Origin of the sequence: Streptomyces sp. NPDC047108, assembly GCF_040643575.1 — a bacterium.
Taxonomy (GTDB): Bacteria; Actinomycetota; Actinomycetes; order Streptomycetales; family Streptomycetaceae; genus Streptomyces.
Map to the genome: position 1 here is coordinate 611,430 of NZ_JBEYUP010000002.1, position 14,933 is coordinate 626,362.

Sequence of the window (14,933 nt, forward strand, 5' to 3'; positions counted from 1 at the left end):
ATGGAACGACGAAAGAAGATCATTCAATATGTGGTCGCGCTGTTCGCGGCCCTGGCCGCGGTGCTCGGCGGGCTCTTCGCCGGCGGCACCGCTGCCGCCAAGGACCCGGGCGACGGCGACCCGCTCTCCAAGGGCGCCGAGGTCTTCACCGGGCTGGGCTTCGACACCTGCGAGGCGCCGTCCCTCGGCTCGATGAACGCCTGGCGGAAATCCCATTACCGGGCCGTCGGTGTCTATTTCGGCGGCCGGGGCCGGGCCTGCAAGACGCAGGCCAATCTGGGCCGCCGCTGGATCCGGGAGGTGGACCGCACCGGCTGGAGCGTCCTCCCGCTCTACGTCGGCTCGCAGTCCCCCTGCGTGATGAACCACAACAAGAAATCGGTGCCCATCGACGGGGATCCATGGACCGTCGGCACCGAGGAGGGGCGCGACGCCGTCGAAAGCGCCTCCGAACTCGGCATGATGGAGCGAAGCGCCCTCTACCTCGACATCGAGGCCTACGACCAGCGCGACACCGCCTGCGCCGAGCACACGCTCTCCTTCATCCGCGCCTGGAGCCGAGAGGTGCGCCGCCAGGGCTACCTCCCCGGCTTCTACAGCAGTTCGACCTCGGGCGTGGAGCACCTCGAGAGCGCGCGCCGCGACGGAGTCCGCGATCTGCCCGACATCATGTGGTTCGCCCGGTGGAACGTGGCCCCGTCGCTCTACGACGAACCGGTGCTCGACCGCGCCGCATGGGCCCCGCACCGCCGCATCCACCAGTACCAGGGCAACGTCACCGAGACGCACGGCGGCGTGACGATGAAGATCGACCCGAATCTGGTGGACGCGCCCGTCGCCGTCATCGACGACGTCGAACCCGCCGCCTAGGGACGGGCCGTGGCGCGTACGCTTCGTACACGTCTCCCTACGCAGCCCGATGCATCCGGACCACCCCCTACGCCACCCCGACACGCCACCCTGACCCCGGGGCGGAGACCGCTCCACCTGTGGGAGGTAGGACCTGCGAGCTGAGTACAACCTGAGGCTGACCCTTCAAGGGGACCTGCGGGCGATCCAAAGGCACCCCCCGCGCTCCTAGGTTTGGCGCATGACCACGCCAGTCTGCACGAGCGCCACCACAGCAGTGTTCCCGTCGTTCTCGTCCTATGTACGGGCACGCGGACCCGTCCTGCTGCGCACCGCACGCTCGCTCACCGCGAACCCGTGCGATGCCGAGGACCTGCTGCAGACCGCGCTGACGAAGACGTACCTGGCCTGGGAGAGGATCGAGGACCACCGGGCACTCGACGGGTACGTACGACGTGCCCTGGTGAACACCCGCACCTCCCAGTGGCGCAAGCGCAAGGTCGACGAGTTCGCCTGCGACGAGCTGCCCGAGCCCGACATCGCTCCCGCTCCGGACCCCGCGGAACAGCAGCTCCTTCACGACGCCATGTGGCGTGCGATATCCCGGCTTCCCGACCGGCAGCGCGCGATGGTCGTCCTCCGGTACTACGAAGACCTGAGCGAGGCCCAGACCGCCGAGGTGCTCGGTGTGTCGGTCGGCACGGTCAAGAGCGCCGTCTCCCGTGCCCTTTCCAAACTGCGCGAAGACCCCGAACTGGACTGCGCAGCCTGATCGGCTTCTGCGTACGTGGGGGATCCCACACCGTCGTCGTTGTGCGCGGAGTAGTGACATACCAATTGGTATGACCTCAGAATCTGCACACCACTACCCTCGCGTAACCGCGACCTCGGGAGGCCACGGTGTACAGCTCGATGCAGGATGTCCCGCTGACAGTGAGCCGCATCCTGCGGCACGGATCGACCGTCCACGCCGGTGCGACCGTCACGACCTGGACCGGGGAGGACGAACCCGAGCGCCGTACGTTCGCCGAGACCGGGGCCCGGTCGGCGCAGCTGGCGCACGCGCTCCGTGACGAACTGGGGGTCGTCGGCGACCAGCGCGTCGCGACGCTGATGTGGAACAACGGCGTCCACCTCGAGGCCTATCTCGCCATCCCGTCCATGGGCGCGATCCTCCACACCCTCAACCTCCGCCTCCCGGCCGACCAGCTCACCTGGATCGTCAACCACGCCGCCGACCGCGTGATCATCGTCGACGGTTCGCTGCTCCCGCTCCTCGCCCCGCTGCTGCCCGGGCTCGATGCGGTCGAGCACGTCGTCGTCGCCGGTCCCGGCGACCGCTCCGTCCTCGCCGGCGCCCGCGCCCGCGTCCACGACTACGACGAACTGATCGCCGGCCGCCCCACCGCGTACGACTGGCCGGACCTCGACGAGCGCGAGGCCGCCGCCCTCTGCTACACCTCCGGCACGACCGGCGACCCCAAGGGCGTCCTCTACAGCCACCGCTCGCTCTATCTGCACTCGATGCAGGTCAACAGCGCCGAGGCGTTCGGGCTCACCGGGCGCGACACGGCCCTGCCCGTCGTGCCGATGTTCCACGTCAACGCCTGGGGCCTGCCGCACGCGGCCTTCCTCGCGGGCACCTCGCTGCTGATGCCCGACCGCTTCCTGCAGCCCGAGCCGCTCGCCGAGATGATCGAGCGGGAACGACCCACCGTCGCCGCCGCCGTTCCCACGATATTCCAGGGCCTGCTCGCCGAACTCGACGCCAACAAGCGGGACGTGTCCAGCCTCGGCCACGTCGTCATCGGCGGCGCCACCTGCCCGCCCGCGCTGATGACGGCGTTCTGGGAGCGGCACGAGATCCGCGTCGTCCACGCCTGGGGCATGACCGAGACGTCGCCGCTCGGCACCGTCTCCCACCCGCCCGCCGGGGTCAGCGAGGAGGAGGCGTGGCCGTACCGCTTCAGCCAGGGCCGCCTGTGCTCCTCCGTCGAACTCCGGCTGACCGGGCCCGACGGCGGACTCCTGCCGTGGGACGGCGAGTCGGCCGGTGAGCTGGAGGTACGCGGCCCGTGGATCGCGGGCTCGTACTACGGCGGCGCGGGCGACGATCCGCTGCGGCCCGAGGACAAGTTCACCGAGGACGGCTGGCTGCGGACCGGTGACGTCGGGACCATCACGCCCAACGGCTACCTCAACATCACCGACCGCGCGAAGGACGTCATCAAGTCCGGTGGCGAGTGGATCTCCTCGGTCGAGCTGGAGAACCAGCTGATGGCCCACCCCGACGTCGCTGAGGCCGCGGTCGTGGCCGTGCCCGACGCCAAGTGGGGCGAACGGCCGCTCGCCAGCGTCGTCCTGAAGGAAGGCGCCACCGCCGACTACGAGGCGCTGAAGAGCTGGCTCGGCGAGCGGATCGCGCGCTGGCAGGTGCCCGAGCGATGGGCGGTGATCCCGGCCGTGCCGAAGACGAGCGTCGGCAAGTTCGACAAGAAGGTGCTGCGCAAGCAGTACGCGGACGGAGAGCTGGACGTCACCGAGATCTGACGGCCTCGGGAGGATCGAAGGGAAGGCCGGGGCGGACGCCGCTCCGGCCTTCTCCGTGTTCGCCGCCGGTGGTTGCCGTAAACGCGGTGGCGACGCTTCCGCATGGAGCTGCGCCCCTCAGGCCAAGGGCGGGGTGCTGTGCGTCAGTTCGCCCCGATTTTCGCGAGCAGGTCGACGATCCGGTTCTGCACGTCCGGGCTCGTGGAGCGCTCGGCCAGGAAGAGGACCGTCTCGCCCGAGGTGAGCCGCGGCAGTTCTGCCGGGTCGATGTCGGCCGAGGTGTAGACGACCAGCGGCGTGCGGTTGAGCAGCCCGTTCGCCCGCAGCCAGTCCACGATCCCGGCGCGCCGGCGTCGCACCTGCATCAGGTCCATCACCACGAGGTTCGGCCGCATCTGCGCGGCGAGCGTCACCGCGTCCGCGTCCGAGGCGGCCCGCCCGACCTGCATGCCGCGCCGCTCCAGCGTCGCGGTCAGCGCGCCCGCGATCGGGTCGTGCGCCTCGATGAGCAAAACCCGGGGCGGGTGCTGCTCGCTGTCGCGAGGCGCGAGCGCCTTCAGCAGCACGGCGGGGTCGGCGCCGTACGCAGCCTCCCGCGTGGCCTGTCCCAGCCCGGCCGTCACCAGCACCGGGACCTCGGCCGCCACCGCCGCCGTACGCAGCGACTGCAGCGCGGTCCGGGTGATCGGCCCGGTCAGCGGGTCCACGAAGAGCGCGGCGGGGTAGGCCGCGATCTGCGCGTCCACCTCCTCGCGGGAGTGGACGATCACCGGGCGGTAGCCGCGGTCGCTCAGCGCCTGCTGGGTCGCGACGTCCGGTGCGGGCCACACCAGCAGCCGCCGCGGATTGTCCAACGGCTCGGGAGGCAGCTCGTCGTCCAGCGGCGGAGCGGCCTGGGAGTCGGTGACGTCGATGGCACCGTTCGGGCCGTCCAACGGCTCGGGGCCCTCGCTGCCCTCATCGGGCGCGCCGATCGCGTACGCCCTGCCCTCCGTGGAGTCCAGCAGCCGCGGAGGCTGGGCCTGCTGCTGCTCGCGCAGGCGAGCGGCCGATTCCTGTGCGCCGGTCGCGGACGCCGTGCGGTCGTCCTCCTGCGGGGGTGCCGCGAGCCGGCGCCGCCTGCCGGAACCGGCGGACGGCTGGGCCGGCGGGGACGGTTGGGGGCGCTGCTGATCGGCGATCTGCTGCGCGAACGGCACACCCTGGCCGAGCGTCCGCACGCTGATGGCGCGCGACTGGGCGGCCGAGGGGCCTTCGGGGGCCGGGGGCCGGCCCTGCGAGGGCTGTCCCTGGGGTGCGTTGGGCTGCGGCGTGCCCTGCGCCTGTGCCTGCGACGGGGCCTGTGCCGGTGTCGGTTGCGCCGCTTGCGCCGCTGCGGCCGGGTCCTGCGCCGGAGGGGCGGGTTCTTCGGCGGGCAGCGGCTGGGCGACCCGCTGGGGATGCGGCTCCTGAGCAGACGTGGGCTCCGGCCCGCCCTCGGGCTGCGGCTGCTGGGCAGCGGCGGGCTGTTGGGGGGCGGGCTGTTGGGGGGCGGGCTGTTGCGTCGGCGTGGCGGGAGTGCTCCGGTCCACCGTCGCGGGCAGGGCCCCGGGCACGCCGGACTGCTGCGGCGGAGGACCGGCCGGACCCTGCTGGTCGGGAAAGCCCTGGTCCCCCTGGGCGGGGAAGCCCTGGGCGGGGGCGGACTGCGGCGCCGTCGGCCCGACCGTGTCGGCGGTCGGACGCCTGCCCTGCTGCTGGTCCTCGGCCGGATCGCGGCGGGCGCGACGCCGTCCGCTCGGTGCCGGTACGGGGTGTGCCTGCGGCGGTGTGTGGTCGGCGTCGACGCCCGGGGCCATCGGGTCGTGACGGTTCTGCTCGTCGCCGGTCCACAGGCCCGGTCGGTCCGCCTCGGCGGGCCCGGCCGTCCGGTCGCTCTCCGCGGGCGGCAGCGCCAGGGCCTGGCGCTCCGCGCCCGCCTCCGCGGTCTGCTCCTGTCCGCCGCTGGCCAGCGCCCGGCGCACCCTCCGCCCGCCCGGCGGGACAGGCTGTCCCTGCTGCGGTGCGGCGGGCTCCCCTGCTTCGGCGCCGGCGCCGTACGGCTGGGGCAGTCCTTCCGGCGCCGCCGGAGTGCCCTGTGCTGGTGTGCCGAGACGGCGGCCGCGGCGCGCCGCCGGCTCCATGGTGGTGCCCTGCTCCTCAGGAGCGGTGCCCTGCTGCGGTACGGGTGCGCTCATGGGGGCGTTCGTGCCGTTCATGCCGGCCGGACGCAGTTGGGACGGGACGGGGCTCAGCCCCTGCTGACCCTGACCCTGCTGACCTTGACCCTGTCCTTGTCCCTGTGGCGCCTGCGGGCCGCCGTCCGCCGCTCCGGGGAGCGCGGGCAGGGCGGACCCCTGCGATGCGGTGGCCCGGCCCTGCGGCTGTCCGCCGCCCGTGCCGGTCGCACCCGCGGCGTACATCCCGTTCTGCGCGGGTGAGTTGGTGCCGTCCCCGGCGTCCGTCCGCTCGTCCGCGGCCGTCGCCACCGCACCGGACGACTGGTCCCGGCCTCCGTGCCGGGCCCGCCGCCCGCGCGGCGCCCCGGCCGCAGCCGTCGCGGCCTCCGCGCTCGCGCCCCCGGCGGCCTCACCGCCCGGCACACCGCCCGGCGGTACGGACTCGGCCTCGGCAGGGCTCGGCCGCCCGCGCCGCCGCCCCGTGGGCCGGGTCTGCGCCGCAGGCCCGTCCGCGCCCTGTCCCTGCGGACCGGATCCGGGAACGCCGGTGCCCTCCTGGCCCGCCACGGACTGGCCCGCCATCGACTGGCCCGCCATGGACGGATCGCCCGGGTGCCCACCCGGCACGCCGGGCCCGCCGCCCGCCGCCGGATCGCCCTCCGGGCCGCGCCGCGCGCGGCGGCGGCCGGTCGGGGCCGGCTCGGAACCGGTCGACTGGGCGGGCACGGTCGTACCGCCGGAGCCTGTCGGGCCCGACCGGGCACCGCCGTTCGTACCGTTCGCCGCCGCCCCGGTGGCATGCGTCGCCCCGGTGGCCTGCGCCGGGTCGGCCGCGGCGCCGTGCGGCACATCCGTGCCCCGCTGCCGCTGCGTCGGCACCGGCATCACGGTCGTGGCGTTCTCCCGGTCCCGGGCGTCGACGATCCGCTCCGGCGTGACGCGGTCCGCGCTCAGCGGCACCTCGAGCACGTACGCATTGCCGCTCGTCCCCGGCACTTCGTGCGTCTGCAGCACGCCTCCGTGCCGCTCAACGATGCCGCGCACGATCGGCTCGTGCACCGGGTCGCCCCCGGCGTACGGCCCGCGGACCTCGATCCGCACGACCTCGCCGCGCTGCGCCGCGGCCACCACGATCGTGGAGTCGCCGGAGCTGCCGCCCGCCGGGGCGTTCCCCGTCGCGTCCACTCCGGCCACATCCGCGATCAGATGCGCGAGTGCCTGCGCCAGCCGCTTGGCGTCCACCTCCGCCTCGATCGGCGGGGCATGGACCGCGAACTGCGCGCGCCCCGGGCCGATCAGCTCGATCGCGCCCTCGACACCGGCCGCCACCACCCCGTCGAGCGACACCGGCGCGCGGTCGAGCCGCTCCTTGCCGGTGTCGAGACGCTGGTAGCTCAGCACGTTGTCGATGAGCGTGGTCATCCGGGCGTAGCCGGCGGTGAGGTAGTGCAGGATCTGGTTCGCCTCGGGCCAGAGCTGCCCGGCGGGATCGGAGGCGAGCGTGCCCAGCTCGGAGCGGAGCTGGTCGAGCGGACCGCGCAGCGCCTCGTCCAGCACGGCCAGCAACTGGGCGTGCCGCGCGGACACCGCGTTGTACGTGCGCCGGTCGGTGAACGTCATCACCGCGCCGACGAGCTGCTCCCCGTCCCGGACGGGCGCGGTCGTCAGGTCGACGGGCACCGCGCGGCCGTCCTTCGCCCACAGCACCTGGCCCCGGACGCGGTGCTTGCGGCCGGAGCGGAGGGAGTCGGCGAGCGGCGTCTCGTTGTACGGCAACGGGCTGCCGTCGGGCCGCGAGTGGTGGATCAGCGGGTGCAGCTCCTGGCCGCCGAGGTCCCCCGCGCGGTACCCGAGGATCTGCGCGGCGGACGGATTGACGAGGACGACCTTGCCGTCCGTGTCGACGCCGACGACGCCCTCGGCCGCGGCGCGCAGGATCATCTCGGTCTGGCGCTGCTGACGCGCCAGCTCGGCCTCGGTGTCCACCGTCCCCGACAGGTCCCGCACGACCAGCATCAGCAGCTCGTCACCGGTGTAGTGCTTCGGGGACGGATCGGCGTACGGGGTGCGGCCGTCCTCCAGATTCGCGCTGGTGACCTCGACGGGGAACTCGGACCCGTCGGTGCGTCGCGCGACCATCCGGGTCGGCTTGGTCCGGCCCTCGTCGTCCTCGGGCCGCCGCATCGAGCCGGGGATCCGGCGCGAGTCGAAGGACGGCAGCAGGTCGAGCAGGCCCCGGCCGACCAGAGCGGTACCGGGCGCCTCGAAGGTCTCCAGGGCGATGGTGTTGGCGTTGACGACCGTGCCGTTGCAGTTCACCAGCAGCAGCGCGTCGGGCAGCGCATCGAGTATGGCTGCAAGCCGAGCAGCGCCCCGGGACGGCCTGCTGCTCACGACGACCATTCCTCCCTGATCACTGCTCCTTACAACGGCCCCGGCCATTTTGCCGCGCGTCCCCCGGGCATGTCACGGGAGGAGTCTACGGGCACCCGTTGCGGCGGCAACGGCGGATGAGGGGAGGACGAGCGACGAGATTGTGCGACTTGCCGCACGCCTGACATAAGCCCTGCGGGTCCGTGATGACACAGGAATGGTGCCCTTCCCAGCGGTTACGGACAGGGGCGCGTGACAGCAGTACCCACAGGATCGGTCGTCGCTCGTACGGGATCGGTCGGCACGCGTGCCCGTTCCGTAGGACGACGTGCGGAACCGGTCGGTGTCCGTGCGGGGACGCTCGCTGTTGGCGCCGGTCCGCTCCGCGTCCGTGCCGGTCCGGAGGGGCGGCGTGCGGGGGGCCGCGGGGCGACGTGCGCCGGCCCCGGTGAGCCGCGCAGGGGGCGCGGGCCGGGGCCGGGTGCACGCCGGGTGGTGTGCTCCTGATGCGGGCGCCGAGTCACGCGCCGGACAGCGGGCGCCGGATTCAGGCGCCGGTCTCGGGGAGCACGGGGCGGAGCCGGTTCCAGCGGGCGATCTCGCAGCCGTTGCGGCGGTCGAAGCGGGCGTCGACGGGGCGCCCGGCCCAGCTGCCGGTGATCCGTGCGGTGCCCGGACCGCCGTACATCATCGTGCAGTTGGCGCGCGGCTCCACGGGCGCGAACGGGTCCTCGCCCCACCGGACCATCTCGTCGAGCCGGTCGCACGCCGCCCGGGCCTGGCGGTGCGTACCGCCCGTGGGGTGGCAGTCCAGGGAGTAGCGGCCGTCCACCGCGCGGTTGCCGCTGTTGCTGATGGTGATGGTGAGCTGGTCCTCGCCGGCGGGGGCGACGGCCGGCGGCGGCATGAACGATCTGAGCACCGGGAGGGGGACGGGGTGCGGCGTGGGCGCAGCTGCGGCCCCGGCGGCGGGTGCGGCAGCAAAGGCGGCGGCGGCGGACAAGGTGACCAGCGCGAGGCGGCGGAGCAGCATCGGAACTCCTGGGGTGCGGCCCGGAGGCGGGGCTCGGGCGTCATGGCGTCGGGGGCGGCAGGGGCCGCTCGCGCGAGCCCGCCATGACTAACGCTCCGGCCGCCGGGCCGTTGCGCAAGCCACCGGGGTCCCTAGGGGTGACCGGGTGGGCGCGGCTGCGGCCGCGAGGGAGCCGGGCGTCGGTCGGGGGCGGACCCAGGGAAGGGAGTCTGCCGACGGTCGGGGGCGGCCGGTCCCGACCGGTTCCCTCACCCGGACCCGTCATCCGGACCGTGACCCGTCATCCGGAGTCGTCCCGTCCGGACCCGGCGCGACCACGAAGGGCTTTGCTCTGCTGCCCGCGCGCCTAGTACCGTAGGGTGCGATTGGTGACAGCCCGCAGGGCTGTGCCATCATCTGCACACACCACATCGCGTTCGCGCGGGTGTGTGAGGAGGCTTCGCCTAGTCTGGTCTATGGCGCCGCACTGCTAATGCGGTTTGGGGTAACCCCCCATCCCGGGTTCAAATCCCGGAGCCTCCGCTCGATCTCCTCGATCATCGAAGCCCCGGCCCCCGACGGCCGGGGCTTCAGCCGTTCTTGGCCGTGTCAAATGCCGTTTGCCCAGGTCAGGCAGTGGATGAAGAACGGATTTCACGTGCGGCGGCGGGTCATGTAATGTTGTTCCCGCAACGCCGACCGGCCGAAAAATCGCCGGGACGCAAGCGCTCGTAGCTTAACGGATAGAGCACTTGACTACGGATCAAGAGGTTGCAGGTTCGAATCCTGCCGAGCGCGCACCAGCTCAGAAGCCCTGTGGAGAGATCCACAGGGCTTCTTGCGTTCGTCTTGACGGCAGTGTCTGACGACAACCGTCTCCGAGAGCGGGGGAGTTGTCATCAGGCGGCCAAGGAGGGCCCGCCGAGCTACCGTCATCGTCCCCCCTCTGCGGTCACCCCTCAGTGCAACCCCGACGCGGTCGGAGGCGGACCGCTGGGAGTCGAGCCGAACGAGGGTCACGTCCGGGGGAAGAGCCGCACGATTCGTCCGCTGGGCAAGCTTTCGCTGAGCGCGTCCTGGCGCTGTCGGCCACCCTCGATGACGACGGACGGCGCCCGTGGTCCCCTCCAGCGGAGGGGACCACCTCCCGGAGGAACCCCGGCTGGACAACTACCGCCGCCGCATTGGGCAGTTGCAGAACCAAGTCGCCCGGGGTGGGGCAATGTCGCCGATGCCCTGCGCCGTGCAGTAGAGCGCGACCAGGAATCCGGCGCCGCGAGCTCCCGTTCTCCAAGAACCTCCACGCATCCGCCGGCGCCACCTTCACCAACGATGCCTTCTACGACGCGAGCAAGAACCCGGGATCCGTGCCCGACGAGTGGTTCTACGCCGGCCTTGTCGACGCCTTCGCCACCTGGTTGCGGCATGGAGTCGACCGCCCCTCGCTCACCCGACTGCGTCGTGCCTCAGATCCACCCGAGGACGCCGATTCCGAGCCAGAGCAGAACCGCATCAAGCACGAAAATGCCCGCGATGATGATCCATCGGATTTTGTTCGACTTGAAGTCATGCGCGAAGATGGCGATCGCGGTACCCGGGCCGTACGCGAAGAGAATGACTGACCACACATGGGGCCATCCCCACCACCAGTAGTCCCACGTCAGTGCCCCCCATTGGTTCAGGACGGTCTCAACGACGACACAGAAGACAGAGAAGACGATCACGACGATTACACGGTTCTTCACCGCGGAGAGCACCTTCGCCACGACAATGCCGAAAATGGCGAACATGAAAGAAATCTCAATGTTCAGCCCGACCAGAATTGTGTAGCTGGATTTACCCGGAGTTCCCCATAGTGGCGCGTGGTCGGAGAAATGAAACCATAGTGCGTTTACGATCTCGATAAACCATTCGGCGCCGTAGAAGGCCAGGCCCGCGGCCAGGACGTTCCAGTTGCGCCGCTCGACTTCCACCGCGTAGATGTAGACAACAAATGCCAGGAGCGGAACGATGTACCACTGGAACTGTGACGCATCGCGCAGTAATGCTTGTGCGTATTGAGAACTGTCGCTCATCGACCCATCCTTAATTCCCGTACGGCCGGACGGAACACGGCTTCGCATTTTGGGGATCATTGCGCCCGGGATGTTGCTCGATCGCCATGGAGGGGGCGCCGTCCTCCATCATCAGGTGCACCTGCTCGGAATCAGCTGAGCGCTGACTACTCATTTGACTGCCTGTGAGCTGTCGACCCTCTGGCTATTTTGGGTCAAATTGGTTTAATGGCGCATTTGGCGCGGCTCATGGGAGGCTTTGCTCACTATTGCGCCGTCCTGCTCGGCCTGCATCCTGATCTGAACCCTCATGGGCCAGGGATTCGGCGTAGCCGCCGTCACCGCCATCGTGATCGTGTGGCGCTCCCGCCACTGGACGGTGGGCGAGAAGTGGATCGGCCTCGCACTGGCCTGCATCCTCCCCGCGTTCGTCTACGCCTCGTGGAACCTGATCGTCCAACCCGAGTACGGCGCCGGCAGCGATGGGTGGATCTGGGCGCTCTACGCTCTGGTGTCCGCCCTGACGCTGGCCGGCTCCGGGTATCTGTGGCGCAGGAAGCGCTCCTGAGGGCGCTCAGGGTGACGTCGGCCGGGCGCGGCTCGTTGGCCCCGCATGAGGAAGATCGGCGCCGCCGTCGCGGCGGTACTCCTGAGCACCTGCCTCGCCGGAGCCGCTCACGCCGGGCCGGCCGCGCCGCCGCACCGGCAGGCCGGTCCCGCGCCGTCGGACGGCCTGGCGCTGACGGTGAGCGGGAGCGGCGACACCTGGATCCGCGGGGTGCTGCTGCGGTGCTCCCCCGAGCCGGACGGCCTGCACCCCCGGGCCGCCGAGGCGTGTGCCGAGGTGGAACGGGCCCGGGGCGACCTGGACCGGCTGTCCGGGGAACCGGCCGTCTGCTCGGACGAGTTCGACCCCGTCACGGCCTCGGCCAAGGGGATGTTTCAGGGTGAATCCGTCGTCTGGCGCAGGACGTACGCCAATGCCTGCCGGATGTCCGCCGCCACCGGGAACGTCTTCCGCTTCTGACATGCCGCTGAGGTACCGCGTCACGTACCGCGTTGACGTACCGCCTTGGCATAGAGCTTCTGACGGACCGGGCGGCGGACAGGACAGGGCGAAGTGGCGGGCTCAGCGCTTGAGTTCGTGGGAGAGCGAGGCGTAGATGTACTCGCTGCCCCACCGCGTGCCGTCGAGGTCGTTCTCGATGAGGTGGGCCTCACGGCGCATCCCCAGGCGCTCGCACAGCCGCGTCGAGCCGGTGTTCTCGACGTCGATGCGGGCGAACAGGCGGTGCACGCCGAGCTCGTCGAACGCCATCGCCGCCAGCGCGCGGGCGGCCTCCGTCGCATAGCCCCGGCCCTCGTGCCCGGGGTTCAGGATCCAGCCGATCTCGGCCTGACGGGCGTACGCGCCGGCGCACTTGAGGACGACCTCGCCGATGACCCCCGGCTCGGTGCGGCGGCACATCGCCAGGGTCAGCGCGTCGCCGTCCTCCTCCCACCGGGTCGCCGCCGCGTTCCGGGCGACGGCCTCCTCGCAGCCCTCGCGGGTGCGCGGCGGACGGTAGAGGTAGCGGGCCACGCTCTCCAGGCCCTGGTACGCGTACATGTCGTCGACGTCGTCCGGCGTGAACAGCCTCAGGACGAGGCGGTCGGTCGTGACGGGTAACGACGTGACGTGCATGGGTCCTCCGTGGTCGTGTCGCCCTGCTCCGGAGCGGGAGTTCGGTGCGGGCGCCGTGGTCGGTCGGTGCCGTGCGGTGCGGTCGGCGTGGTCGTGCCGTCCGTGCGGACGGAAGCCGGTGTCCAGTCTCGCCGACCTGGCGCGGAAATGCGCCGGAAGCCGAGGAACGCATTGCCCTGGTTCGGCAGGCCGCGGCCGATGTCGGACCCATGTCCCAGGATGGGGAGGACGGGCACGGACGGTGTCCGTTCGTACGGCCTGTGCTCCGAGGGGACCTGTGGCGGCAGTGGAAGAAGACGGCTGGTGGTGCGCCGGCGTGGTCTGGCGCCCGGAGGGTGCGCGGCTCGGCTGGTACCGGGCGGGCCCCGGCGGCCGGGTCGCCGAGCGCGTCAGCGGCCCGTCCCCCGGAGAGCCACTGGCGTTCGCCGTGGAGGGTGGGCGCGTCTGCACCGGCGTGCTGCGCGGCGGCCGCCGCACGCTCTGCCCGGTCAAGGCGGCCGTGCCCGCGCGCAGTACGGGCGGGCAGTGCCCGGAGTGCGCGCGGCTCGACCGGTCGCAGTCGGTCGCGGCCGACACCCGGGCCGACGACCCGCGGCCCTACCGCGTCTATCTCGCCTGGTTCGGGCCCGGTCTGCCGAAGGTCGGGATCACGGCGGCGGCGCGCGGCGGGGCACGCCTCCTCGAGCAGGGCGCCGTGGCGTACGGCTGGCTGGGCCGCGGCCCGCTCATGGCGGCGCGGCGGGCGGAGGAGCTGCTCGGGGCGGCGCTGGGCGTGAAGGACCGCGTCCCGTACGGGGTGAAGCGCGCCGCACGCGCCGGACTGCCGCCCGTCGCGGAGCGGTTCGCCGAACTGGCCGCGCTGCAGGCGCGCGTGGCGGAGCTGCCGGACTGGCCCGAGTCGCTGGAGCGGGAGCCGTTCGCCCCCGTCGACCACACGGCTGCCTTCGGGCTCGACGCGCTGGCCGCGCGGACGGCGGAGGGGCGGGTGGAGGAGGTCACGGAGCTGGGGGAGGGCGACGTGGTGGCGGGCGAACTGCTGGGCGTGGCCGGGCCGGACCTCCATCTCGCCACGGGGGACGCCGGAGTGCTGGTGCTCGACGGACGTCTCATGGCGGGCCGCCGGCTGCGGGCAGCCCCCGCGGGGGTGCCGACCAGCGCGTCCGTACGGGACTGCGGTGCGGGTGCCCGGGCCAAGGACGCCGGGGTGCAGGACGGCCTCTTCTGACGTGCGTGCACCGGCGGCCTCGCAGGGCCGGTCCCCGCCGCCGAGCGCGGACCGTGATTCTCAGGAAATTCACAGGCGGGCGAAAGCAGGCTCTCAGGCAGCGGCCTGATGGTCTGGAGCATGACCAGGACCACGCCTCAGGAGCGCACCCCGATGCTGCGGCCGGACGGCAGCCCCGTCCGGGTACTCGTCGTCGACGACGAGACCGCCCTCGCCGATCTGCTGTCCATGGCCCTGCGCTACGAGGGGTGGGAGGTGCGCAGCGCGGGGGACGGTGGTGAAGCCCTGCGTACCGCACGGCAGTTCAGGCCCGATGCCGTCGTCCTCGACATCATGCTGCCCGACCTCGACGGGCTCGCCGTCCTGCGGCGGCTGCGCCAGGAGATCGCGGACGTGCCGGTGCTCTTCCTCACCGCGCGGGACGCGGTGGAGGACCGCATCGCGGGCCTGACCGCGGGCGGCGACGACTACGTGACCAAGCCGTTCAGCCTGGAGGAGGTCGTGGCCCGGCTGCGCGGGCTGCTCCGGCGCGCGGGGGCCTCCGCGGCGCGCGCGGAGTCGCTGCTCGTGGTGGGCGACCTGGTGCTCGACGAGGACAGCCACGAGGTGCGGCGGGACGGGGCGTCGATCCATCTCACCGCGACCGAGTTCGAGCTGCTCCGCTATCTCATGCGCAATCCCAGGCGGGTGCTCAGCAAGGCGCAGATCCTCGACCGTGTCTGGAACTACGACTTCGGCGGCCAGGCCAACGTCGTCGAGCTGTACATCTCGTATCTGCGGCGGAAGATCGACGCCGGACGGGCGCCGATGATTCACACCCGGCGGGGGGCCGGGTACCTGATCAAGCCGGGGGAGTGAGCCGTGCCCGTCCCGCCCCGGCCTTCCTACGATCCTGGCCCCGCCGCGCACCATGCTGCCGCCGCGCCCCACGCTCCGGCCGGCCACGCACCGACCGCCGGCCACCCCCGCCCCGCTCCTGCCTCCCCGT

Annotated in this window: 11 protein-coding genes and 2 tRNA genes; 9 read left to right on the forward strand and 4 right to left on the reverse strand. The window is 72.1% G+C overall.

Going from position 1 to position 14,933, the window contains the following annotated elements:
- The 3 genes from ABZ822_RS07845 (at position 1) to ABZ822_RS07855 (ending at position 3,399) form a co-directional block, all read left to right on the forward strand.
- A complete protein-coding gene (locus ABZ822_RS07845) occupies positions 1-870 on the forward strand; it encodes a DUF1906 domain-containing protein (protein ID WP_360848483.1) in 870 nt (289 codons plus the stop codon).
- 220 nt (positions 871-1,090) lie between these two features.
- Positions 1,091-1,621: a SigE family RNA polymerase sigma factor gene (locus tag ABZ822_RS07850; protein WP_360848486.1), complete on the forward strand. Its 531-nt coding sequence runs from the start codon at positions 1,091-1,093 to the stop codon at positions 1,619-1,621.
- 128 nt (positions 1,622-1,749) lie between these two features.
- Positions 1,750-3,399, forward strand: a complete 1,650-nt coding sequence (locus ABZ822_RS07855) for a long-chain fatty acid--CoA ligase (RefSeq protein WP_360848489.1) — start codon at positions 1,750-1,752, stop codon at positions 3,397-3,399.
- A gap of 143 nt (positions 3,400-3,542) precedes the next feature.
- Here the strand turns inward: ABZ822_RS07855 and ABZ822_RS07860 are convergent, their stop codons facing one another.
- Together ABZ822_RS07860 and ABZ822_RS07865 are read right to left on the reverse strand one after the other, a co-directional pair.
- Positions 3,543-7,991 (reverse strand): PAS domain-containing protein, encoded by a 4,449-nt coding sequence (locus tag ABZ822_RS07860; protein ID WP_360848492.1) that lies wholly within the window; start codon positions 7,989-7,991, stop codon positions 3,543-3,545.
- A gap of 526 nt (positions 7,992-8,517) precedes the next feature.
- Positions 8,518-9,003 carry an SSI family serine proteinase inhibitor gene (locus tag ABZ822_RS07865; RefSeq protein WP_360848495.1) on the reverse strand — a complete coding sequence of 162 codons (486 nt, stop codon included), beginning with the start codon at positions 9,001-9,003 and terminating at the stop codon, positions 8,518-8,520.
- Positions 9,004-9,435: 432 nt separating this feature from the next.
- Between ABZ822_RS07865 and ABZ822_RS07870 the strand changes: the two genes are divergently transcribed.
- Positions 9,436-9,525: transfer RNA gene (locus ABZ822_RS07870), tRNA-Ser, on the forward strand.
- Between the two features lie 182 nt (positions 9,526-9,707).
- Positions 9,708-9,780: transfer RNA gene (locus ABZ822_RS07875), tRNA-Arg, on the forward strand.
- A gap of 668 nt (positions 9,781-10,448) precedes the next feature.
- Here ABZ822_RS07875 and ABZ822_RS07880 read toward each other — a convergent pair.
- Positions 10,449-11,057 carry a hypothetical protein gene (locus ABZ822_RS07880; protein WP_360848498.1) on the reverse strand — a complete coding sequence of 203 codons (609 nt, stop codon included), beginning with the start codon at positions 11,055-11,057 and terminating at the stop codon, positions 10,449-10,451.
- Between the two features lie 289 nt (positions 11,058-11,346).
- On the opposite strand from ABZ822_RS07880, the gene ABZ822_RS07885 reads away from it, so the two are divergent.
- Complete coding sequence (locus tag ABZ822_RS07885) at positions 11,347-11,604, forward strand: hypothetical protein (RefSeq protein ID WP_360848501.1); 258 nt, start codon at positions 11,347-11,349, stop codon at positions 11,602-11,604.
- A gap of 45 nt (positions 11,605-11,649) precedes the next feature.
- Positions 11,650-12,063: an SSI family serine proteinase inhibitor gene (locus ABZ822_RS07890; RefSeq protein WP_360848504.1), complete on the forward strand. Its 414-nt coding sequence runs from the start codon at positions 11,650-11,652 to the stop codon at positions 12,061-12,063.
- Positions 12,064-12,165: 102 nt separating this feature from the next.
- On the opposite strand, the gene ABZ822_RS07895 is transcribed toward ABZ822_RS07890, so the two are convergent.
- On the reverse strand, positions 12,166-12,720 hold the full coding sequence (locus ABZ822_RS07895) for a GNAT family N-acetyltransferase (RefSeq protein ID WP_360848507.1): 555 nt from the start codon (positions 12,718-12,720) through the stop codon (positions 12,166-12,168).
- 286 nt (positions 12,721-13,006) lie between these two features.
- Here ABZ822_RS07895 and ABZ822_RS07900 point away from each other — a divergent pair, with 286 nt between their 5' ends.
- A complete protein-coding gene (locus ABZ822_RS07900; RefSeq protein ID WP_360848866.1) occupies positions 13,007-13,945 on the forward strand; it encodes a DUF2797 domain-containing protein in 939 nt (312 codons plus the stop codon).
- Positions 13,946-14,065: 120 nt separating this feature from the next.
- Positions 14,066-14,803: a response regulator transcription factor gene (locus tag ABZ822_RS07905; protein WP_360848511.1), complete on the forward strand. Its 738-nt coding sequence runs from the start codon at positions 14,066-14,068 to the stop codon at positions 14,801-14,803.
- Positions 14,804-14,933: the final 130 nt, after the last annotated feature.

Coding starts and splice junctions, on each gene's coding strand:
- ABZ822_RS07845 (WP_360848483.1), top strand. CDS start 1: ATGGAACGACGAAAGAAGATCATTCAATATGTGGTCGCGCTGTTCGCG.
- ABZ822_RS07850 (WP_360848486.1), top strand. CDS start 1,091: ATGACCACGCCAGTCTGCACGAGCGCCACCACAGCAGTGTTCCCGTCG.
- ABZ822_RS07865 (WP_360848495.1), bottom strand. CDS start 9,003: ATGCTGCTCCGCCGCCTCGCGCTGGTCACCTTGTCCGCCGCCGCCGCC.
- ABZ822_RS07880 (WP_360848498.1), bottom strand. CDS start 11,057: ATGAGCGACAGTTCTCAATACGCACAAGCATTACTGCGCGATGCGTCA.
- ABZ822_RS07885 (WP_360848501.1), top strand. CDS start 11,347: ATGGGCCAGGGATTCGGCGTAGCCGCCGTCACCGCCATCGTGATCGTG.
- ABZ822_RS07890 (WP_360848504.1), top strand. CDS start 11,650: ATGAGGAAGATCGGCGCCGCCGTCGCGGCGGTACTCCTGAGCACCTGC.
- ABZ822_RS07895 (WP_360848507.1), bottom strand. CDS start 12,720: ATGCACGTCACGTCGTTACCCGTCACGACCGACCGCCTCGTCCTGAGG.
- ABZ822_RS07905 (WP_360848511.1), top strand. CDS start 14,066: ATGACCAGGACCACGCCTCAGGAGCGCACCCCGATGCTGCGGCCGGAC.